We start from the raw sequence: 18,767 nt of genomic DNA on the forward strand, positions 1-18,767 counted from the left end.
ATTGACATGACGATCACCATCGCAGCGAACAGCGTGCCGAAGCCGCCGGCCGAAATCATCGAGGGCTTTCGCGGGGCGCCGACCTCGGTCATTTCAGACAATCTCGCCCGGCTCCCCGGCGCGGTCGGGCTGAAGCCGTATCATCGCGGGGCCAAGCTGGTGGGCACGGCCTTCACCGTGCGCACCCGCCCCGGCGACAATCTCGCCATCCACCGGGCGCTCGAACTGGTCGGGCCCGGCGACGTCATCGTGGTCGACGGCGGTGGTGACGAAACCCGCGCACTGGTCGGCGAGATCATGAAGAACATCGCGCAATGGCGCAAAGCCGAAGGCTACGTCATCGACGGTGCGATCCGCGATGTCGCGGCGTTCGCGGCCGACGATTTTCCCTGCTACGCGCGCGCCGTGATCCACCGCGGCCCCTACAAGAACGGTCCGGGCGAGATCAACGTGCCCGTCACGATCGGCGGCAGCGTGATCTCGCCCGGCGACATCGTCGTCGGCGACGAGGATGGCGTGGTGTCGTTTCCCGCTGCAGGCGCGGCGGCGCTGCTGGAAGCAGTCCGCGCCCAGGTCGCGCGCGAGGAGGAGACCATGAAGGCGATCCGCGAGGGCCGCTATCAGGGCTCCTACGGCAAATCCTGATCACGAGAACAAGAAGGAGCACGGCGTGAGCCAGAGGGACGAATTCCACAATATCGATGATCCCAGCGACGGGCTGTTCCGCGAGCTCGCGGCGGGGGTGACCACGCGCATCTTCTCCGGCGAGCAGGCGATGCTGTCGGTGGTGACGCTGGCGCCGCATGCGCAGGGCACGCTGCACCACCATCCCGAGGAACAATGGGGCGTGCTGCTCGACGGCTCCGCCATCCGCGTCCAGGGCGACGAGGAGATTGCGGTGAAGAAGGGCGATTTCTGGCGCACCCCGGGCAATGTGCCGCACACCATGCGTGCCGGACCCGACGGTGCCCGGGTGCTGGACATCTTCAGTCCGCCTCGTCCAGAATACAGGAAAGCGGGATCGGGCTTCGGAACGACCTGAGCGCCAAAGAGCAAAAGCCGGGCGCTGAAAATCTAAAGGGAGGGGACCATGACGATCACTCGACGGGCGCTGCTGGCCGCACCGGCCATTCTCGCGTTGACGCCGGCGCGCGCGCAGGCCGGCAAGATCACGCTGGTGGTGCCGTTTCCGCCGGGCGGCTCGACCGACGCGATGGCGCGGCTGTTGCAGGCCAGCCTGCAAACCAAGCTCAATCGCATCGTCGTGGTCGAGAACAAGTCGGGCGCGGCCGGCGCGCTCGGCGCGGCGCAGGTCGCCAAGAGCCCGGCCGACGGCACCTCCTTCCTGGTCACCTTCGATTCCCACGCGGTGATTCCGTCGATCCTCGACAAGCCGCCGGTCGACGTCGAGCGCGAGTTGATGCCGGTGCTGTTGATCGGCACCGCACCCTATGTGATCGCCGCCGGCGCCGGCCGCCCCTACAAGACTTTTGCCGACGTGGTCGCGGCCTGCAAGGCGACGCCGGGCGCGGTGAAATACGCCTCCGTCGGCATCGGCACGCTCGGCCATCTCGCCATGACCGTGCTCGGGAACAAGGCCGGCGTCGAAATCATGCATGTGCCCTATCGCGGCGGCGGGCCGGCCATGAACGACGTGCTCGGCGGCCACGTCGACCTCATCGCGGGATCGGCGGCGCTGGTCGCCGCCCAGCTCGGCACCAACATGCTGCATCCGATCCTGCAGCTCGGCCGCGAGCGGCTACCGGCCCTGCCGGATACGCAGACCGCGATCGAGGCGGGCTTTCCGGATTTCGAGACGCTGGCCTGGTGGGGCATCTTCGCGCCCGCAGGCACGCCGCCCGATGTCGTCGCAGCCTTCGCGGCAGCGTCCAAGGAGATCCTGAGCGAGCCCGCGACCGCCGCCCAGCTGAAAGAGACGCAGCACATGACGCTGCTGCTCCAGGACGGCGCAGCCTTCAAGACCTTCTTCGACAAGCAGGTTGCCACCTGGGGCAAGGTGGTGAAAGACAACAATATCAGGGCGTGACGGGCAGCCAGACTCGAGCATTAGGCAAGGCGGAGGGCTTCCGATTCCGCCCTCGCTTTGATATGAACATCCCCAGGCAACCCGCCTACCCGGCGGGTTCCGCGGTCCCGTAGCTCAGCCGGATAGAGCGGCGGTTTCCTAAACCGTAGGTCGCATGTTCGAGTCATGCCGGGATCGCCAGCCTTACATTCAGCCGTCCTCACCGTGCGGCAAGCTCTCCGGCGCAGAAATTGCTAGAAGCAGGCGCTTCCTTCTTCAGGCGGTTTTGCCAGCCGCCTCACCGCCACACACCCGGAGACGTTGATGCCTTTCGACCTGATCCTGCGCGGGGGCCGCGTCATCGACCCCTCGCAGAAGCTCGATGCCGTAACCGATGTCGCGTTCGCCGGCGGCAAGGTCGCCGCCATCGGCGCCGGCCTCAAGGCCGATCCGGGCACCGACGTGCGCGATGTCTCGCGCTACATCGTCACGCCGGGGCTGATCGATCTCCACACCCATGTCTATTGGGGCGGCACTTCGCTCGGCATCGACGCCGAGGAATTCTGCCGGCTCTCCGGCGTCACCACCGCGGTCGACACCGGCAGCGCCGGTCCCGGCAATTTCGCGGGCTTCCGCAAGCATGTGATCGAGCCGAGCCAGGTTCGCATTCTTGCCTATCTGCACGTCTCGCATGCCGGCATCTTCGGCTTCTCGCACCGGATCATGGTCGGCGAAAGCGAGGAGTTGCGGCTGATGAATCCGATCGAGGCCGCGAAGGTCGCGGACGCCAATCGCGATCTCATCGTCGGCATCAAGGTGCGCGTGGGCCTGCATTCTTCGGGAACGTCGGGGGCGGTGCCGCTCGATATCGCGCTCGAGGTCGCGGGCGAGGTCGGCATGCCCCTGATGGCGCATATCGACCATCCGCCGCCGAGCTACGAAGAGGTGCTGGCCCGTCTGCGTCCCGGCGACGTGCTCACCCATGCGTTCCGCCCCTTCCCCAACACGCCGGCGACCGCGCAAGGTACGGTGAAGAAGGCGGTGCTCGACGCGCGCGAGCGCGGCGTGCTGTTCGACATCGGCCACGGCAAGGGCTCGTTCGCCTTCAAGACCGCGCGCGCGATGCTCGCCAACGGCTTCTATCCGGACACGATCTCGTCCGACATCCACCAGCTCTGCATCGACGGCCCGGCCTACGACCAGGTCACGACCATGTCGAAGTTCCTGTGCATGGGCATGGAGCTGTCCGACGTGATCGCGGCCTCGACGGTGAACGCCGCGATGGCGCTGCGCCGCCCCGAACTCGGCAGCCTCAAGCCGGGCAGCGTCGGCGACGCCACGCTCGTTACGGTCAGGCAAGGCCAGTTCGATTACGAGGACGTCGTCGGCGAGCATTTGATCGGAGACCGCAAGGTCGTGTCCGAAGGCGTCGTCATCGGCGGCCGCTGGTGGCATCCGAATTAAGCGCTGCTTGCAAGCCATGATCGCGGTCGCGGACGCACCTGTCAGTCGCGCCCTGCCTCCATGATCGCCCCGGCAAGGCGTGCCGGATCGGAGAAGCACAGTTCGTGGCTTCCGGGCACCTGCACCAGCCTGAACAGGCCGAGCTTCTCCGACAGCCGCGGGTGCCAGCCATAGCTGTGCGGCAGGGCGGTGTCTTCGGTGCAGTTGATGTAGGACTTGGCCAGCGGCATCTCCGCCGGATTGGCCTTGAGCGTGATTTTGTCGGTGAAGGTTGCCAGCGGATGCGGATTGAGGACGTCATAGGCGCGCTGCGCCGTCTCCAGGTCTGCATCGTTGATGAAGGCTTCACGCCAGACCGGGAACGGCAGCACCACTGAGCCGTCGCCGCGTTCGGCGGCGATGGCGTCGAACAGTCCGACATAGTGCGGCGGCACCATGTCGTTGAGGCATTCGCCATTGTTGGGCACGAAGGCATTCCAATAGACCAGGCGACGGATACGCTCCGGCGCAAGGTCGGCAACGCCCGTAATAATCATGCCGCCATAGGAATGGCCGAGCAGGACGACGTCCTTCAGATCATTTTCGGCAAGATCGTCGGCGATCGACTGAATCGCTTCTTTCAATCCCGTCGTCTTGGCATCGCCCGGGCGGTTGCCCTTGATCGTTGGCGTGTAGACCTGGTGCCCAGCGGCCCGGATGGGTGCCGCGACAGGCTCGAACTCGGCACCGGTGTGCCATGCCCCGTGGACGAGAACGTAGGTCGACATGTTGTGGCCCCTCCTGAGGGTGTGGTTAGATCGACAGACGTAGGCCCCCTTGCGGCTCGCGCGAGGCACGCAGCGGACAATTCTTCTTGTGCGAAGTGTGAACCGGCTGGTTATTTGCTGCTTGGCTGGAAGTGAACCGGATTGGTCTCGGAGTGAACCGATGCAGGAGATCGAGCGCGCCGTTTCGTCACGCCAATCGGCCTGGGACACCGAGGATATCAGGCCAGGCGAGCAATTCGCCTACTACCGCGAGGCGGTTTGCCAGGCCTTCATGAAGTTGACCCCGGAGCCGATGGCGGCCGCAGGCTTCCGCGCCAGTGTCGAGAATGTCAGGCTCGGCGATGCCGCGATCAATCGCGTCAGCTTTCCCGAGCACGTGGTGCGTCGTTCCGCGGCCGACATCGCGGCGTCCGACCGCAGCTGTTTCTACCTAAACCTGAAGGTGGCCGGCCGCTGCCGCGTTCAGCAGGACGGTCGCGAAATCAGCCTGTCGCCAGGACAGGTCGGAATTTTCGACAGCGACCGGCAGTTCGCTCTTTTGCACGACCGTGGTCCGCAATTGCGGGTTGCCTCGTTCTGGGTGCCGGCGGAGGTTTTGCGCGAACGCTTGCCGGCGTCGTTCGACGTTGCCGCGTCCCGAGTCTCCGACGACCCCTTTGTCGGCCATCTCATCGTGGAGACGGCGCGCACGCTCAGCGACGGCGCGCTGCGCATGACCGAGCAGGAAGGCGTGCGGTTGTTTCGTGCGCTGATCGAGCTGGTCGCCGTGAGCCTGTCACGGCAGAGCAAGGCAGGCGCTGCGGCGTCCGAAAGTCTTGCCGACGCGACGACGCTGGCGCTGAAGCGCGCCATTCACCGGCGGCTCCGCGAGCCCGGCCTTGCGGTCGCCGATGTCGCCGAGGCCGTCGGCATCAGCGAGCGGTACGTGCACAAGCTGCTGGCGCGATCGGGCTTCAGCTTCACCGATTATGTCATCGACAACAGGCTCGACGGAGCGGTCCGGGATCTCGGGGATCCCGAGATGGCAAACCGTGCGATCGGCGCCATTGCGTTCGATTGGGGCTTCTCGGACCTTTCCCACTTCACCCGACGCTTCAAGCAGCGCTTCGGCTGCCGGCCGCGCGACTGGCGTGCGCGCTGATCTACAGCGACCTGATCTACAAGGATCTGGCGATCAGCAGCTTCATGATCTCGTTGGTGCCGCCGTAGATCTTCTGAATTCGGGAATCGATGAAGATGCGTGAGATCGGGTATTCCTGCATGTAGCCGTAGCCGCCGAACAGCTGGAGGCATTCGTCGGCGGTCTGGACCTGCTTGTCCGAGCACCAGTATTTCGCCATCGACGCGGTGACGGTGTCGAGGTCGCCGGCGACCAGGCGCTCGATGCACCAGTCGACGAAGACGCGCGCGATCATCGCTTCGGTCTTGCGCTCGGCGAGCGTGAAGGCGGTGTTCTGGAAGTCCATCAGCGGCTTGCCGAAGGCTTTCCGCTCCTTGGTGTAGTCGGTGGTGAGCTTGACGGCGCGCTCCATCGAGGCGACGGCGCCGACCGCGAGCGCAAGGCGCTCCTGTGGCAATTGCTGCATCAGCTGGACGAAGCCCTGGCCTTCCTCCTTGCCGAGCAGGTTTTCCGGCGGAACCACGACGTTGTCGAAGAACAGCTCGGATGTGTCGGAGGCGTGCAGGCCGATCTTGTCAAGGTTGCGCCCGCGCTTGTAGCCGTCCGCGCCTGCGGTCTCGACCACGATCAGCGAAATGCCCTTGGCACCGACGTCACCGGTGCGGGCGACCACGATGACAAGATCGGCAGCCTGGCCGTTGGTGATAAAGGTCTTCTGGCCGTTGATGACGTAGGCATTGCCCTGCTTCTTTGCCGTGGTCTTGACGGCCTGCAGATCCGAGCCGGTGCCGGGCTCGGTCATGGCGATGGCGCCGACCATCTCGCCCGAGGCCATCTTCGGCAGCCAGCGCTTCTTCTGCTCCTCCGAGCCGTAATTGAGGATGTAGTGGGCGACGATGGCGCTGTGCACGGAGACGCCGGTGGTCAGCTCGGGCACCGTGCTTTCGAGGTCGTCCAGGACCGCGGCGTCATAGGCGAAGCTCGCACCCAGGCCGCCATATTCCTCCGGTACGCTGGCCAGCAGCGCGCCCATTTCGCCGAGGCCGCGCCAGGCGAAGCGGTCGACCATCTTTTGCTCGCGCCATTTTTCGGCGTGCGGCGCCAAATCCTTGGCGAGGTATCTCCGGAACTGGTCGCGGAACGTGTCCAGTTCTTCGGTCATCCACGATGATCGGTAATGCATCGGCGCCTCGCTTTCAGACAATCAGGCCGCCACCGGCGACGACCACCTGGCCGCTGATATAATTGGATTCCGGGCTGCAGAACAGATAGACCGCGTCGGCCGCCTCTTCCGGCGTGCCGCCGCGGCCAAGCGGTATCATACGCGACATCGCCTCCAGCATCTGCGGCTGGACGCCGACCTTGATGTCGCGGCCTGCGACGTCGATGGTCTTTTGCTGCGCCTCGATCGGCTGGGTCAGGCGGGTGTTGATCAGGCCGAACGCGACGCAATTGACGTTGACCTTGTAGCGGCCCCACTCCTTGCACATGGTTCGGGTCAGCCCGATCAGCGAGGCCTTGGCCGAGGAATAGCTCGCCTGTCCGGCATTGCCGTAGAGGCCGGCGATAGAGGAGATGTTCACGACCTTGCGGAACACCTCGCGGCCCTCCTCGGCCTCCTTCCTGGCAAAGACGCGAATCGGCTCGGCCGCCGCGCGCAGCAGCCGGAACGGCGCGACGAGATGGACGTCGAGCATGGCCTGGAACTGCTCGTCCGTCATCTTCTGGATGGTGGAGTCCCAAGTATAGCCGGCATTGTTGACGATGATGTCGAGCCCGCCGAACTTGTCCAGCGCGGCGCCGACGAAGCGGTCGGCGAAGCCTGTTTCCGCGACGCTGCCGTTGACGGCGACGGCGTCGCGGCCGAGCGCCTTGATCTCCGCGGCCACGGCGTCGCCGGGCGCGGCATCGAGGTCATTGACGACGACCCTCGCGCCTTCGCGCGCAAGCTTGAGTGCGATCGACCGCCCGATGCCGCGGCCCGAGCCGGTGACGAGCGCGACCTTTCCCTGCAGTCTTGCCATTTGGATGTGTTCTCCTGCTGTTACAGCGCGATGACGGCGCTGCCGTCGAGCTTGATCTCGCCGCGATCGTCCCTGGTGGTAAGCGCGAGCCTTGCGCGCCGCTCGCCACCTTCGGCGAACAGCTCGGTCACAGTGCCTTCGCAGGTCAGCCTGGCGCCGAGCTGGGTGATGGCGACGAAGCGCGTCGCAAAGGCGCGGAGCTTCGATGGCGGCACTGCATCCGTGAGCGCCTGCCCGAGATAGGCCATCACCAGCATGCCGTGGGCGAACACATCAGGAAATCCTGCCGCCTTGGCGAAGTCGATATCGACGTGGATCGGATTGTGGTCGCCAGATGCGCCGCAATAGAGCGCGAGCGTGTGGCGGGTGATCGGCGGAAAGACCTTGTGCACGATGCGGTCGCCGGCCTTGATGTCTGCGGCTGCCATCATGACGCAACCTCGTTGCGGACGACGATGGTGCGCGCGGTATCGGCGACATGCAGGCCGTCCTGGTTGGTCACCTCGCACCGGATGCCGATCAGCGTCATCGCGCCACCTTTCTTCTCCGTCACGCTGGTCACGCTCGGCCGAAACGTCAGGGTGTCGCCGACCAGAACCGGCGCGTGATAGATGAAGCTCTGCTCGCCGTGCAGCACACGGGCGATATCGATGTCCAGCGCGGTGAACATTTCAAAGGGATCGTCGACGTCCATCATCTCCAGGCAGAACAGATAGGTCGGCGGCACCGGCGTGCCGGCTAAGCCGGATGGGCGCGCGGCGTCTGCGTCGCGATAAACCGGGTTCTGTTCACCCAGCGTATTGAGGAAGTAGCGAAGACGGCCCGGCTCCACGCGCGCGGTGACGGGCGTGAAGCAGCGCCCTACGGCGGACTGATCGACCATGGCGTGATATCAGTGCCGCTTGTAAAGGGTGACGACGCAGGCGCCGCCGAGGCCGAGATTGTGCTGAAGTGCGACCTTCGCGCCCTCGACCTGCGTGGCACCTGCCGTGCCGCGCAACTGCCGCGTCAGCTCGTAGCACTGTGCAAGCCCGGTGGCGCCGAGCGGATGCCCCTTCGAGAGCAATCCGCCGGACGGATTGGTCACGATCCGGCCGCCATAGGTGTTGTCGCCGTCATTGATGAACTTGCCGGCTTCGCCCTCGCCGCAGAGGCCGAGCGCCTCGTAGGTGATCAGCTCGTTGTGGGCGAAGCAGTCGTGCAGCTCGACGACGTCGAGATCGCCCGGCCCAACGCCGGCGCTTTCATAGACGCGGCCGGCCGCCTCCTTTGCCATATCATAGCCGACCAGTTGCATCATGTCGCCGGCCTTAAAGGTCGACGGCGTATCGGTGGTCATGGACTGAGCCGCGATCCGTACCTTCTTGCCGATGCCGTGCTTGTCCGCAAACCGTTCGGACACCAGCACGGCCGCGGCGCCGCCGCAGGTCGGCGGGCATGCCATCAGGCGCGTCATCACGCCGGGCCAGATCACCTGGTCGTTCATGACGTCGTCCGCGGTGACCTCCTTGCGGAAGAGCGCGAGCGGATTGTTCCTGGCATGACGGCTTGCCTTGGCGCGCACCTTGGCGAAGGCGTCCAATGGTGTGCCGTACTTCTTCATGTGGCTCAGTCCGGCGCCGCCGAAATAGCGCAGCGCCAGCGGAATGCCGGGAGCGTCGATCAGCTCGTCCGCAGCCGCGTCGAATTCCTCGAATGCGCTCGGGCGATCGGTGTAGACGCTGCCGAGCGCGCCGGGCTTCATCTGCTCGAAGCCCACCGCCAGCACGCAATCCAGCGCGCCGCTCGCGATCATCTGCCGCGCCATGAACAGCGCGGTCGAGCCGGTCGAGCAATTGTTGTTGACGTTGACGATGGGGATGCCGGTCATCCCGACATGGTAGAGCGCGCGCTGCCCGCAGGTGGAATCGCCGTAGACATATCCAACATAGGCCTGCTCGACCTGGTCGTAACCGAGGCCGGCGTCGGCGAGCGCGAGCCTGGTCGCCTCGGTCCCCATCGCGTGATAGGGCGCGCTGGCGCCCGGCTTGGCGAACGGGATCATGCCGACCCCAGCGACGATGACGTCAGACATCGTTCCTCCGATAATTTACCCGTTGGACTTTTTCTTACCTGCGGGTAATATATCGGCCGATATCCTCCGGAGTCAACGCAGTCGAGCATGGATTCAGCGCCGCCCACTCCGCCGTCATCCCCGCCATCGTCCCCATGGCTGCCGTTCGAGAGCCGGCGCCGCGCCCGGGACGAGAAGCGCGAGGCGGTGCTGCGCGCCGCCGTGCAACTGTTTTTGGAGCAGGGCTATCATCGCGTCACGCTCAACGAGGTCGCCGAGCGGCTGAACATCACCAAGCCCGCTCTGTACAATTACTTCCGGGGCAAGGACGAGATCTTGTTCGAATGCTGGTCGATGGGCGCCGAGCTCGTCGACAGCGTCATCACCGAGATCAATGCCGGCAGCGGCTCGGGCCTCGCCAGGCTGCGCAAGCTGGTCCACGCCTATGCCGCGCTGATGGCGACCGATTTCGGCGCGAGCCTGGTGCGCTTCGACCTGCGCGACCTGACCGAGCGGAACGCAGCTGTCGCGCGCGCGGCCAAGAAGCGGATCGACGCCACGTTCCGGGACTATATCGCCGCAGGCATGGCCGACGGTTCGATCAAGGCTTGCGATCCCAAGCTTGCGGCGTTCGCGATCGCGGGCTCGCTCAACTGGATCGGCCACTGGTATCGCCGGGACGGCGGATTGTCGCCGGCCGCAATCGCCGACGAGTTCACGGCTCGGCTGACCGAAGGCCTGGCGGCTGTCGGCCCGCAACACACGATAAAGAAGACGCCGGGGGCGCCGCGACGGCGCAACCCTAGACGCAAGACAACAGGGAAGAAGCGTACAGGAGAGGGAACGCGATGAACATCACGCACGGCCTGCGGCGCGCGCTGCAGATCAATCCGAACGGGCTCGCCACCGTCTATGGCCAGCGGCGCCGCAACTGGGGCGACGTCGGCGGACGCGTCGCCAGGCTGGCCGGTGGCCTGCACACGCGCGGCCTCAAGGACGGCGATCGCGTCGCCGTGCTGTCCTTCAACTCCGACCGCTATCTCGAGCTCTATCTGGCGACGGGCTGGGCCGGCGGCGTGATCGTGCCGCTCAACATCCGCTGGAGCGCGCTGGAAAACGAGGATGCGCTACGCGACTGCAGGGCCTCCGTTTTGCTGGTGGACAAGGCCTTTGCGAAAATCGGCGCGCAGCTCGCCGGCGAAATTCCTGGGCTGAAGCTGATCTATGCCGACGACGGCGAGGTGCCGGCGGGGATGGAGAACTACGAGGACCTGGTCGCGGGCAGCACGCCCGTTGCCGACGCAATGCGCAATGGCGGCGATCTCGCCGGCATCTTCTACACGGGCGGCACCACCGGACGTTCCAAGGGCGTGATGCTCAGCCACCAGAATTTGATGGCCAATGCGCTTAACGCCCTCGGCGAAGGGCTGTTTCCGGCGAGCACGACCTATCTGCATGCTGCCCCGATGTTTCACCTCGCCAACGGGGCGGCGATGTACTCCCTGCTGCTCTCCGGCGGCTCCAACGTGATCGTTCAGGGCTTCACGCCCGAAGGCGTCATGGCCGCGATGCAGAACGAGCGCGTCACCGACGTGCTGCTGGTGCCCACGATGATCCAGATGCTGGTCGATCACCCCGCGATCGCAAACTACGACCTGTCGTCGCTCAAGCACATCATCTATGGGGCGTCGCCGATCAGCGAGGCGGTGCTCGACCGCGCCGCGCGGGCACTGCCGCATGTGCGCTTCACGCAGGCCTATGGCATGACCGAACTGTCGCCGATCGCGACGCTGCTGCACTCCGACGAGCATATCGGGGAGGGGCGCAGCAAGGGGCGTCATCGCGGCGCCGGCCGCGCCACGCTCGGCTGCGAGGTGCGGATCGTCGACGAGAACGATCAGCCGGTACCGACAGGCGCGGTCGGTGAGATCGTGGTGCGCGGCGACACGGTGATGATGGGCTATTGGGAACGTCCGGAAGAGACCGCGCGCGCCGTCGTCGATGGCTGGATGCACACCGGCGATGGCGGCTACATGGACCAGGACGGGTTCATCTACGTCGTCGATCGCGTCAAGGACATGATCATCTCGGGCGGCGAGAATGTGTACTCGGTCGAGGTGGAGAACGCGCTGGCGCAGCATCCGTCGGTGCTGCAATGCGCGGTGATCGGAGTTCCCAACGAGCAATGGGGAGAGCAGGTCCATGCCGTCGTGGTCAAGCGCGGCGGCGCGGAGGTTTCGCCCGGCGAGCTGATCGAGTTCACGAAGACGTTGATCGCCGGCTACAAATGTCCGCGAAGCATCGATATCACCGAGACGCCGCTGCCGCTGTCCGGCGCCGGCAAGGTGCTGAAGCGCGAGCTCCGCAGGCCGTTCTGGGAAGGCCGGGACCGGCGGGTGAGCTAAGGGTCTCTGCTCGCGCGGGCCGCACACATCGCGAGCAGGTGCGAGGTCTCCTGTTTTCAGATCGCGCTCGGGCAGGTACCATCGAGGGAATTCATCGGGAACATTCAGTCTTGGTCGAGACGCGCGAACTCAAGCTCGACATCGAACGCGTCGGTACGGTCTCGGCGCTCCTGACGCGGCCGGACCATGCACGCGCCTGCTACGTGCTGGCGCACGGTGCCGGCGCCGGCATGCGGCATTCATTCATGGAGAAGGTCACAGCCGGTCTCGCCGATCGCGGCATTGCGACGTTCCGCTTCAACTTCCCCTATATGGAAAGGAAGCAGGGGCGTCCCGACCAGCCCGCGGTCGCGCACGCCGCCATCCGCGCGGCGGCGGCGGAGGCGGCGAGACTGTGTCCGGGGGTGACGCTGGTTGCCGGCGGCAAGTCGTTCGGCGGACGCATGACCTCGCAGGCGCAGTCGAAGGCGCCGCTGCCCGACGTGAAAGGGCTCGCCTTCCTCGGTTTCCCCCTGCATGCCGCCAAGAAGCCGTCATCCGAGCGGGCCGAGCATCTCGCCGGCATCGCGATCCCCATGCTGTTCCTCCAGGGAACGCGCGACGAGCTTGCCGATCTCGGCCATCTCAAGCCGGTCATCGCGTCACTCGGCCCAAAGGCGACGCTCCACGAGGTCGAAGGCGGCGATCACTCGTTCGCGGTGCTTAAAAAATCCGGCCGCAGCAACGAAGAGGCGCTCACCGAGGTGCTCGATACGCTTGCGGCGTGGATCGACGATCTCGCCTGAACCTCACGCCGCATACAACCCCTTGTCCCGCGCCTTCTGGATCGCGAGCGCCGCGATCAGGTCGAGCGTCGGTGTCGACAGGCCGGCGGTGCGCGCGAAGGCGGCAGGCGCTTTCACCAGCACGTCGATCTCCATGGCGCGGCCGAGCTCGTAATCCTGCAGCAGCGACGGCTTGTGGTTGGGGGCGGGGCCGCTGCGCGTCACGCGCTTGACCTCGGGGATGAAATGCTGGGCGATGTCATTGGCCTCGTTCAGCATGCGCGGAATGACCTCGGCGAACGCCGGGTCGTCGCGCACGCCGCGCGCGGTCTGCCCGGTCAGCAGGCACAACACCGACAGTGACATGTTGATCAGCAGCTTCGACCAGATCGCCTCGCGGATTTCGGCGACCGGCGGAGACTCCAGCCGCGCGTCGTTGAACACGTTGCGCAGCTTGGTGATGCGCTCGCTATTGCGATCGTCGCATTCGCCGATCAGCAAGCGGTTGCGATCCGGCGTCCGGTTCTGCACCACGCCGGGTGCGGTCACCTCGTTGGAGGAGAAGACGACGCCGCCGATGATCCGCTCCTTCGGAATGCAGGCGCGCAAACGTCCGCCGGGGTCGAGGAAGGACACGTCCGGCGGTGTCGGGTGCCGCGGCGGCAGGCCGATCCCGTACCACCAGGGAATACCGTTCTGGGCAAAGACGATCGCGGTGTCGTCCTGAAGCAGCGGTTTGAGGCTGGCGACCAGTCCCGTCAGCGCGGTCGCCTTCAGCGTCGAGATCACCACGTCCTGCGGGCCGAGCTGGGCCGGATCGCCCGAGGCGTTCACCTTGGCGGAGACCTCGGAATCGCCGACGCGCAGTTTGAGGCCATTGGCCCGGACCGCCTCCAGATGCGCCCCCCGCATCACGCATGAAACGTCATGACCGGCGCGCGCCAGCCGGACCGCGATGTGGCTGCCGACGGCGCCCGCGCCGAAAATGCAGATACGCATGATGATTCCCTGGTCCCAAACTGTCGCCCGGCGCCACCATGACACAAGCCGCCATGCGATGGGCGCGACCGCCCCACGCTGGAAAGATATGGATCGGGATGCGTTGCCTCGGCCATAGTGCAGGGCAAACAATGACCGGAGGGATCGCCGATGACTGCCAGCCCCGTGGTGTGGACCCTTGACGAGCGAGGGGTTGCAACCGTCACCTTGAACCGGCCGGAGGTCAACAACGCCTATGACGGCGCGCTGATCGCGGGTGTGCTTGCGGCGATGGACGATCTCGGCAAGAAGCCCAATTTGCGCGTCGTCGTGCTCAAGGGCAACGGCAAGCACTTTCAGGCCGGTGCCGACCTGAAATGGATCAACGGCGTGCGGCCGCAATCGGTCGAGGTCAACGAGGCGGCCTCGCGCGCGACCTTCGAGGCGGTGCAACGGCTCAACACCCTGCCGATCCCGACGGTCGCTTTGGTGCAGGGCGGCTGCTTCGGTGGCGGCACCGGTGTGATCGCAGGCTGCGATGTCGTGATCGCCGCGGACAACGCCCTGTTCTCGATCACCGAGGTGCGCTGGGGCCTGACGGCCGCGATCATCATCCCGCAGCTTTGCGATGCCATCGGCGTGCGCCAGGTCCGCCGCTACGCACTGACCGGTGAACGTTTCGGTGCCGAGGACGCCCGCCGCATCGGCCTGGTCCATGAGGTGGTGCCGCTCGCCGATCTCGAAGCCGCCGGCGCCAAGGTGGTCGAGCAACTGCTCGCCAACGGGCCGGAGGCGATGGCTGAAACCAAGCGCCTCGCGCTGGAGAGCTCGTTCGGCGGCATGGCGGTGGACGATGCCGCCTACACGCGGCTCGTCCAGCTGCATTCGCTCAAGCGCCAGAGCGCGGAAGCGGCGGAGGGTCTGGCCTCGTTTGCGGAAAAGCGGGCGGGGAACTGGGGCGGCGGGAAACGCTGAACGTCGACAGCCGCGGCAGAATGTCGATGCTGCGATAGACTACGTCGTCGTCTTGTCGCATCTGGCCGAGGCGAGCCGGGCGAATCCAGCCTTGGGCGAGCAAGAGATTTGGGAAGAAACGCGCCATGCGGACCACGACGATCGAAGAACCGGCGCGTCACGTGCCGCTCTATGGCGAATACGAAGTCGTCGTGCTCGGCGGCGGCCCGGCCGGGATCGTCGCGGCGGCCTCAGCGGCGCGCGCGGGACGAAAGACCCTTCTGATCGAGCGCTACGGCTTTCTCGGCGGCATGGGCACCGCTGCAGGTGTCACAAACTTTTGCGGCCTGCATGGCAATGTCCATGGCGAGCATCGTCGCCTCGTGCAGGGCATGGCGTCCGAGTTACTGGCGCGGATCGATCGGCTCAACGGCCTGAACGCGCCGCACCTGATCCTCGGCAAGGTCTTTGCGCAGGCCTACGATACCGCGGCCTACAAGATCGCGGCGGATCAACTGCTGGCGAGCCACAAGGTGCACATTCTCTTCCACGCGCTCGGCGCAGGCGTGGTGATGGGCAAGAACAACCGCATCGACGCGCTGATGGTGGAGACCAAGGCCGGACGGCAGGCGGTGCGATCAGAGATATTCATCGATTGCTCCGGCGACGGCGATCTCGCCGTCTGGGCCGGTGCGCCGTTCGACATCGGCGATGCGCACGGCCATCCGATGTATCCCTCGATGATGCTCCGTCTCAATGGCATCGACCCCGACAAGGCCGGCGATGCCTGGCGCACCATCCCGCAATTGATGGAAAAGGCGCTTGCCGCCGGCACCCACACATTCCCGCGCAAGAGCGCGATCGTAAGGCCGCAGAAATCCGGCATCGAATGGCGGGTGAACTTCACGCAAGTGGCGCGCGAGGACGGCCACGCCATCAACGGCGTCGAGCCCGACGATCTCACCCGCGGCGAGATCGAGGGCCGCAAGCAGGCGCTCGCCGCCTTCGAATTCCTGCGCACCGTACCGGGGTTTGAAAAATCCTACATCGTCGATTTGCCGCCGCAGCTCGGCATTCGCGAGACCCGCCGCATCAAGGGCGGCTACCAGCTCAGCGGCGAGGACGTACTCGGCTGCGCCTCCTTCGAGGACTCCATCGGCGTCAATGGCTGGCCGATCGAGGCTCACGTTCCCGGCGACGTCGTCTTCACCTTCCCGCCGATCCCGGAATCGCGCGGCTATAACGAGCTGCCGTACCGGATGCTGGTGCCCGAAGGTGTCGACAATCTGCTGGTCGCCGGCCGCTGCGCCTCGATGACCCACGAGGGCCAGTCCGCGGCGCGGGTCTCGGGGGCCTGCTTTGCGATGGGCGAGGCGGCCGGTTCCGCCGCTGCATTGGCGCTCTCCGGAAACCGAATTCCACGCGACATCCCCATTGAAAAGTTGCAGGAAACGTTGAAACAACAGGGTGTCTTCATCGGACGGGACCAGCCGGTACCCGAAGGCATGTAAACGAACAGCAAGATAACCGACGGCGGAGGAAGCAGGATGATCGGAATTGCGCGGTTCGCGGCAGCCAGTCTTTTGGCGATCATGGCGATGGGGGCAGCCCACGCCGAGGATGCGCTGAAGGCCAGGATCGGCGTGCTCCGTCTGTCCTCCTCCGCGCCGGTCTTCATCGCGCAGGACAAGGGCTACTTTCGCGAAGCCGGCCTCGAGGTCGAGCTGAAATTCTTTGACGCGGCACAGCCGATCGCAGTCGCCACCACGTCGGGCGACGTCGATTTCGGCATCACCGCCTTCACCGCCGGTCTCTACAATCTCGCCGGCAAGGGCACACTGAAGGTGATCGGCGGCATGAGCCGCGAGAAGGCCGGTTATCCCCTGATCGGATATTTCGCCAGCAACAATGCCTACGCGGCCGGATTGAAGACGCCGAAGGACCTCGCGGGCAAACGCGTGGCGATGACGCAGGTCGGCTCCTCCTTCCACTATTCGCTCGGCCTGCTCGCCGACAAATACGGCTTCAAGCTCGCGGACGTGAAGATCGTGCCGCTGCAATCGCTGTCCAATGCCGCCGCCGCGCTGAAGGGCGAGACAGTCGATGCGGCGCTGCTGCCGATCTCGACGGCGCGAAAGCTCACCGACGAAGGCGGCGCGAAGTTCCTGGGTTGGGTCGGCGACGAAACGCCGTGGCAGCTGGGTGCGGTGTTTGCCTCGCCGAAGACGCTGACCAACAAGGCGCTGGTGACGAAGCTGCTCGGCGTCTTGGCCAAGGCGGACCGAGAATATCACGACGTGATCCTCGCCGCGATGAAGGACGGTGTCGCGCCGATCAACGAGCAGACAAAGCCGCTGCTGGAGATCATCGCGAAGTACACCAACCTCCCGGTCGAGCAGGTGGTCGGCAATTGCGCCTATATCGATCCCGACGGCAAGCTGGACGTGAAGAACGTCGACAACCAGATCAAATGGCTGCAGGAGCAGGGCTTCGTCGACAAGGGCTTTGACGCGAACGCGATCATCGCGAAGGACTACGTGAAGGCGGATTGAGAGTAGAACGCAGACGATGGACCTGATCGCGAGCCACATCTCCCACCGCTTCGGCGATCTCGCCGTGCTCGACGACGTCTCCTTCACGGTCGGCGCCGGCGAGGTGGTGGCGATCGTCGGGCCCTCGGGCTGCGGCAAGAGCACGCTGCTGTCGATCCTCGGTGGCCTGCTGCAGCCGACATCGGGCGCGCCCGAACTGCGCGGTGCGCCGCCGGCAGACAGCCTCAACCCGCTGACCTTTGTGTTCCAGGATTTCGCGCTGCTGCCCTGGGCGAGCGTCGAGGAGAACGTCGAATTCCCGCTGCTGCACACCCACCTCTCGGCCACGCAGCGCCGCGCGTTGGTCGACGATGCCTTGCGCCGCACGGGCTTGACCGATTTCCGCAAAACCTATCCCAAGCAGCTCTCCGGCGGCATGCGCCAGCGCGTCGGCATCTCGCGCGCGCTCGCGGTGAAGCCCGCGATCCTGCTGATGGACGAGCCGCTGTCGGCGCTGGACTCGCAGACCCGCGAATTGCTGATGGAGGATTTCGTCCGCCTGCTCGCCGACGGTGGCATGGGGGCGGTCTATGTCACGCATAATCTCGAAGAGGCGGCGCGGCTGGCCGACCGCATCGTGGTGCTGTCGCGGCGACCGGGGCGCATTCGCGAGGTGGTGACCGTTCCGATGACGCGCAGCGAGCGCGGCGAAGCTGCGGCGCGCGAAAAATTGCTGGCGTTGCAGACCCAGATCTGGTCGCTGATCCGCAACGAGGCGATCGATGCCGAGCGCGAGGTCCAGCATGCTTGATCGCGCGGCGACTGAGATTGCGAAGGGCGGGGTGACGCGGCGCGTGCGGTTTCGCGGCGCCGGCTTCGTGCCCGCGAGCAGTCGCTATGGCGGCTGGATCGCGCTCGCTCTGGTCATCGCGATCTGGCAAGCGGCGGGCAGCATCGGTCTCGTCAATGCGCTATTTCTGCCGACGCCCGCTGCAATCGTCCGCGCGATCTATCGGCTCGCGATCTCAGGTGCGCTCTGGCAGCATCTCTCGGCATCGCTGCTGCGCATCGGCGTCGGCTGGCTGCTCGGGACGGCCGCCGGCGTCGTCGTCGGCTTCGCCATCGGCCTGTCGCGGATGGCGCGGAGTGTCGGCATTACCTTCATCTCGGCGCTGTTCCCGATCCCGAAGATCGCACTGCTGCCGCTCCTGATCCTCTGGCTCGGCATCGGCGAAGAGCCGAAGATCGCGACCATCGCGCTCGGGGTGTTCTTCTCGACCGCGATCTCGGTCTATAGCGGCGTCGACGCTGTGCCGCGCAATCTCATCCGCATGGCGCAGAGTTTCAACGTTCCGTTCGCCACCATCGTTCGCAGGGTGATCTGGCCCGGCGCGCTGCCCGCGATCCTCGCCGGCTTCCGCATCACCGCATCCGTCGCGCTGCTGCTCGTCGTCAGCGCCGAGATGATCGGCGCGCAATACGGCATCGGCGCCTTCGTGCTGCAGGCCGGCAATCTGATGCAGACCGATCAGCTGCTGGCGGGCGTGGTGATCCTGTCGGTGTTCGGGCTGGCGGTGGGGAAGGTGATCGGCTGGCTGGAGACGCGGTTGCTGCACTGGCGGTAGCCGTATCCCATGTCGTCATGCCCGGGCTTGTCCCGCCTGCGCGGCCGAAGCCGCTT

General features: G+C 65.7%; 20 protein-coding genes and 1 tRNA gene. 14 read left to right on the top strand and 7 right to left on the bottom strand.

Features of this window, described 5'->3' with window-relative positions:
* Positions 1 to 6: 6 nt before the first annotated feature.
* From JQ580_RS12300 to JQ580_RS12320, 5 genes are all read left to right on the top strand, one after another.
* Positions 7 to 645 (top strand): RraA family protein, encoded by a 639-nt coding sequence (locus tag JQ580_RS12300; RefSeq protein WP_038973561.1) that lies wholly within the window; start codon positions 7 to 9, stop codon positions 643 to 645.
* Between the two features lie 25 nt (positions 646 to 670).
* Entirely contained in the window at positions 671 to 1,042 is a 372-nt protein-coding gene (locus JQ580_RS12305) for a dimethylsulfonioproprionate lyase family protein (protein WP_212280322.1), read from the top strand.
* Positions 1,043 to 1,090: 48 nt separating this feature from the next.
* A complete protein-coding gene (locus JQ580_RS12310) occupies positions 1,091 to 2,047 on the top strand; it encodes a tripartite tricarboxylate transporter substrate-binding protein (RefSeq protein ID WP_212280323.1) in 957 nt (318 codons plus the stop codon).
* A 103-nt stretch (positions 2,048 to 2,150) separates the two neighbouring features.
* Positions 2,151 to 2,227, top strand: a tRNA-Arg gene (locus JQ580_RS12315).
* A gap of 123 nt (positions 2,228 to 2,350) precedes the next feature.
* Positions 2,351 to 3,490 carry an amidohydrolase/deacetylase family metallohydrolase gene (locus tag JQ580_RS12320; protein WP_212280324.1) on the top strand — a complete coding sequence of 380 codons (1,140 nt, stop codon included), beginning with the start codon at positions 2,351 to 2,353 and terminating at the stop codon, positions 3,488 to 3,490.
* Positions 3,491 to 3,531: 41 nt separating this feature from the next.
* Here JQ580_RS12320 and JQ580_RS12325 read toward each other — a convergent pair whose 3' ends face one another.
* On the bottom strand, positions 3,532 to 4,257 hold the full coding sequence (locus JQ580_RS12325) for an alpha/beta fold hydrolase (RefSeq protein WP_212280325.1): 726 nt from the start codon (positions 4,255 to 4,257) through the stop codon (positions 3,532 to 3,534).
* Between the two features lie 160 nt (positions 4,258 to 4,417).
* Here JQ580_RS12325 and JQ580_RS12330 point away from each other — a divergent pair, with 160 nt between their 5' ends.
* On the top strand, positions 4,418 to 5,398 hold the full coding sequence (locus tag JQ580_RS12330; protein ID WP_212280326.1) for a helix-turn-helix domain-containing protein: 981 nt from the start codon (positions 4,418 to 4,420) through the stop codon (positions 5,396 to 5,398).
* Between the two features lie 16 nt (positions 5,399 to 5,414).
* On the opposite strand, the gene JQ580_RS12335 is transcribed toward JQ580_RS12330, so the two are convergent.
* Genes JQ580_RS12335 through JQ580_RS12355 form a run of 5 tightly spaced genes read right to left on the bottom strand, consistent with a single transcriptional unit; the run spans position 5,415 to position 9,475 of the window.
* Complete coding sequence (locus JQ580_RS12335; RefSeq protein ID WP_212280327.1) at positions 5,415 to 6,560, bottom strand: acyl-CoA dehydrogenase family protein; 1,146 nt, start codon at positions 6,558 to 6,560, stop codon at positions 5,415 to 5,417.
* Positions 6,561 to 6,573: 13 nt separating this feature from the next.
* Complete coding sequence (locus JQ580_RS12340; protein ID WP_212280328.1) at positions 6,574 to 7,401, bottom strand: SDR family NAD(P)-dependent oxidoreductase; 828 nt, start codon at positions 7,399 to 7,401, stop codon at positions 6,574 to 6,576.
* Positions 7,402 to 7,421: 20 nt separating this feature from the next.
* A complete protein-coding gene (locus JQ580_RS12345) occupies positions 7,422 to 7,832 on the bottom strand; it encodes a MaoC family dehydratase (RefSeq protein WP_212280329.1) in 411 nt (136 codons plus the stop codon).
* On the bottom strand, positions 7,829 to 8,284 hold the full coding sequence (locus tag JQ580_RS12350) for a MaoC family dehydratase N-terminal domain-containing protein (RefSeq protein ID WP_212280330.1): 456 nt from the start codon (positions 8,282 to 8,284) through the stop codon (positions 7,829 to 7,831). The genes JQ580_RS12345 and JQ580_RS12350 overlap by 4 nt, the downstream gene beginning before the upstream one ends.
* A 9-nt stretch (positions 8,285 to 8,293) precedes the next feature.
* A complete protein-coding gene (locus JQ580_RS12355; RefSeq protein ID WP_212280331.1) occupies positions 8,294 to 9,475 on the bottom strand; it encodes a lipid-transfer protein in 1,182 nt (393 codons plus the stop codon).
* An 87-nt stretch (positions 9,476 to 9,562) separates the two neighbouring features.
* Here JQ580_RS12355 and JQ580_RS12360 point away from each other — a divergent pair, with 87 nt between their 5' ends.
* From JQ580_RS12360 to JQ580_RS12370, 3 genes are all read left to right on the top strand, one after another.
* Entirely contained in the window at positions 9,563 to 10,306 is a 744-nt protein-coding gene (locus JQ580_RS12360) for a TetR/AcrR family transcriptional regulator (RefSeq protein WP_212280332.1), read from the top strand.
* Complete coding sequence (locus JQ580_RS12365; protein WP_212280333.1) at positions 10,303 to 11,859, top strand: acyl-CoA synthetase; 1,557 nt, start codon at positions 10,303 to 10,305, stop codon at positions 11,857 to 11,859. Before JQ580_RS12360 ends, JQ580_RS12365 begins: the two co-directional genes overlap by 4 nt.
* 110 nt (positions 11,860 to 11,969) lie before the next feature.
* Positions 11,970 to 12,644: an alpha/beta hydrolase family protein gene (locus JQ580_RS12370; protein ID WP_212280334.1), complete on the top strand. Its 675-nt coding sequence runs from the start codon at positions 11,970 to 11,972 to the stop codon at positions 12,642 to 12,644.
* Between the two features lie 3 nt (positions 12,645 to 12,647).
* Here JQ580_RS12370 and JQ580_RS12375 read toward each other — a convergent pair whose 3' ends face one another.
* Positions 12,648 to 13,622, bottom strand: a complete 975-nt coding sequence (locus JQ580_RS12375) for a ketopantoate reductase family protein (RefSeq protein ID WP_212280335.1) — start codon at positions 13,620 to 13,622, stop codon at positions 12,648 to 12,650.
* Between the two features lie 150 nt (positions 13,623 to 13,772).
* On the opposite strand from JQ580_RS12375, the gene JQ580_RS12380 reads away from it, so the two are divergent.
* The 5 genes from JQ580_RS12380 (at position 13,773) to JQ580_RS12400 (ending at position 18,711) form a co-directional block, all read left to right on the top strand.
* Positions 13,773 to 14,576, top strand: coding sequence for an enoyl-CoA hydratase-related protein (locus JQ580_RS12380; protein ID WP_212280336.1), 804 nt, complete (start codon positions 13,773 to 13,775; stop codon positions 14,574 to 14,576).
* A gap of 125 nt (positions 14,577 to 14,701) precedes the next feature.
* Positions 14,702 to 16,066: an FAD-dependent oxidoreductase gene (locus tag JQ580_RS12385; RefSeq protein ID WP_212280337.1), complete on the top strand. Its 1,365-nt coding sequence runs from the start codon at positions 14,702 to 14,704 to the stop codon at positions 16,064 to 16,066.
* Positions 16,067 to 16,102: 36 nt separating this feature from the next.
* On the top strand, positions 16,103 to 17,107 hold the full coding sequence (locus JQ580_RS12390) for an ABC transporter substrate-binding protein (protein WP_212280338.1): 1,005 nt from the start codon (positions 16,103 to 16,105) through the stop codon (positions 17,105 to 17,107).
* A gap of 16 nt (positions 17,108 to 17,123) precedes the next feature.
* Positions 17,124 to 17,897: an ABC transporter ATP-binding protein gene (locus JQ580_RS12395; RefSeq protein ID WP_212280339.1), complete on the top strand. Its 774-nt coding sequence runs from the start codon at positions 17,124 to 17,126 to the stop codon at positions 17,895 to 17,897.
* A complete protein-coding gene (locus JQ580_RS12400; protein ID WP_212280340.1) occupies positions 17,890 to 18,711 on the top strand; it encodes an ABC transporter permease in 822 nt (273 codons plus the stop codon). The genes JQ580_RS12395 and JQ580_RS12400 overlap by 8 nt, the downstream gene beginning before the upstream one ends.
* Positions 18,712 to 18,767 lie beyond the last annotated feature (56 nt).

Origin of the sequence: Bradyrhizobium sp. SZCCT0148 (assembly GCF_018129985.1) — a bacterium.
GTDB classification, from domain to species: Bacteria; Pseudomonadota; Alphaproteobacteria; order Rhizobiales; family Xanthobacteraceae; genus Bradyrhizobium; species Bradyrhizobium japonicum_H.

What these genes read in the sequence shown, in the direction of transcription:
- JQ580_RS12385 (WP_212280337.1), top strand. Translation starts at nt 14,702, where the DNA reads ATGCGGACCACGACGATCGAAGAACCGGCGCGTCACGTGCCGCTCTAT.
- JQ580_RS12400 (WP_212280340.1), top strand. Translation starts at nt 17,890, where the DNA reads ATGCTTGATCGCGCGGCGACTGAGATTGCGAAGGGCGGGGTGACGCGG.
- JQ580_RS12350 (WP_212280330.1), bottom strand. Translation starts at nt 8,284, where the DNA reads ATGGTCGATCAGTCCGCCGTAGGGCGCTGCTTCACGCCCGTCACCGCG.
- JQ580_RS12395 (WP_212280339.1), top strand. Translation starts at nt 17,124, where the DNA reads ATGGACCTGATCGCGAGCCACATCTCCCACCGCTTCGGCGATCTCGCC.
- JQ580_RS12300 (WP_038973561.1), top strand. Translation starts at nt 7, where the DNA reads ATGACGATCACCATCGCAGCGAACAGCGTGCCGAAGCCGCCGGCCGAA.
- JQ580_RS12375 (WP_212280335.1), bottom strand. Translation starts at nt 13,622, where the DNA reads ATGCGTATCTGCATTTTCGGCGCGGGCGCCGTCGGCAGCCACATCGCG.
- JQ580_RS12335 (WP_212280327.1), bottom strand. Translation starts at nt 6,560, where the DNA reads ATGCATTACCGATCATCGTGGATGACCGAAGAACTGGACACGTTCCGC.
- JQ580_RS12380 (WP_212280336.1), top strand. Translation starts at nt 13,773, where the DNA reads ATGACTGCCAGCCCCGTGGTGTGGACCCTTGACGAGCGAGGGGTTGCA.
- JQ580_RS12330 (WP_212280326.1), top strand. Translation starts at nt 4,418, where the DNA reads ATGCAGGAGATCGAGCGCGCCGTTTCGTCACGCCAATCGGCCTGGGAC.
- JQ580_RS12360 (WP_212280332.1), top strand. Translation starts at nt 9,563, where the DNA reads ATGGATTCAGCGCCGCCCACTCCGCCGTCATCCCCGCCATCGTCCCCA.
- JQ580_RS12390 (WP_212280338.1), top strand. Translation starts at nt 16,103, where the DNA reads ATGATCGGAATTGCGCGGTTCGCGGCAGCCAGTCTTTTGGCGATCATG.
- JQ580_RS12310 (WP_212280323.1), top strand. Translation starts at nt 1,091, where the DNA reads ATGACGATCACTCGACGGGCGCTGCTGGCCGCACCGGCCATTCTCGCG.
- JQ580_RS12320 (WP_212280324.1), top strand. Translation starts at nt 2,351, where the DNA reads ATGCCTTTCGACCTGATCCTGCGCGGGGGCCGCGTCATCGACCCCTCG.
- JQ580_RS12345 (WP_212280329.1), bottom strand. Translation starts at nt 7,832, where the DNA reads ATGATGGCAGCCGCAGACATCAAGGCCGGCGACCGCATCGTGCACAAG.
- JQ580_RS12340 (WP_212280328.1), bottom strand. Translation starts at nt 7,401, where the DNA reads ATGGCAAGACTGCAGGGAAAGGTCGCGCTCGTCACCGGCTCGGGCCGC.
- JQ580_RS12365 (WP_212280333.1), top strand. Translation starts at nt 10,303, where the DNA reads ATGAACATCACGCACGGCCTGCGGCGCGCGCTGCAGATCAATCCGAAC.
- JQ580_RS12325 (WP_212280325.1), bottom strand. Translation starts at nt 4,257, where the DNA reads ATGTCGACCTACGTTCTCGTCCACGGGGCATGGCACACCGGTGCCGAG.
- JQ580_RS12355 (WP_212280331.1), bottom strand. Translation starts at nt 9,475, where the DNA reads ATGTCTGACGTCATCGTCGCTGGGGTCGGCATGATCCCGTTCGCCAAG.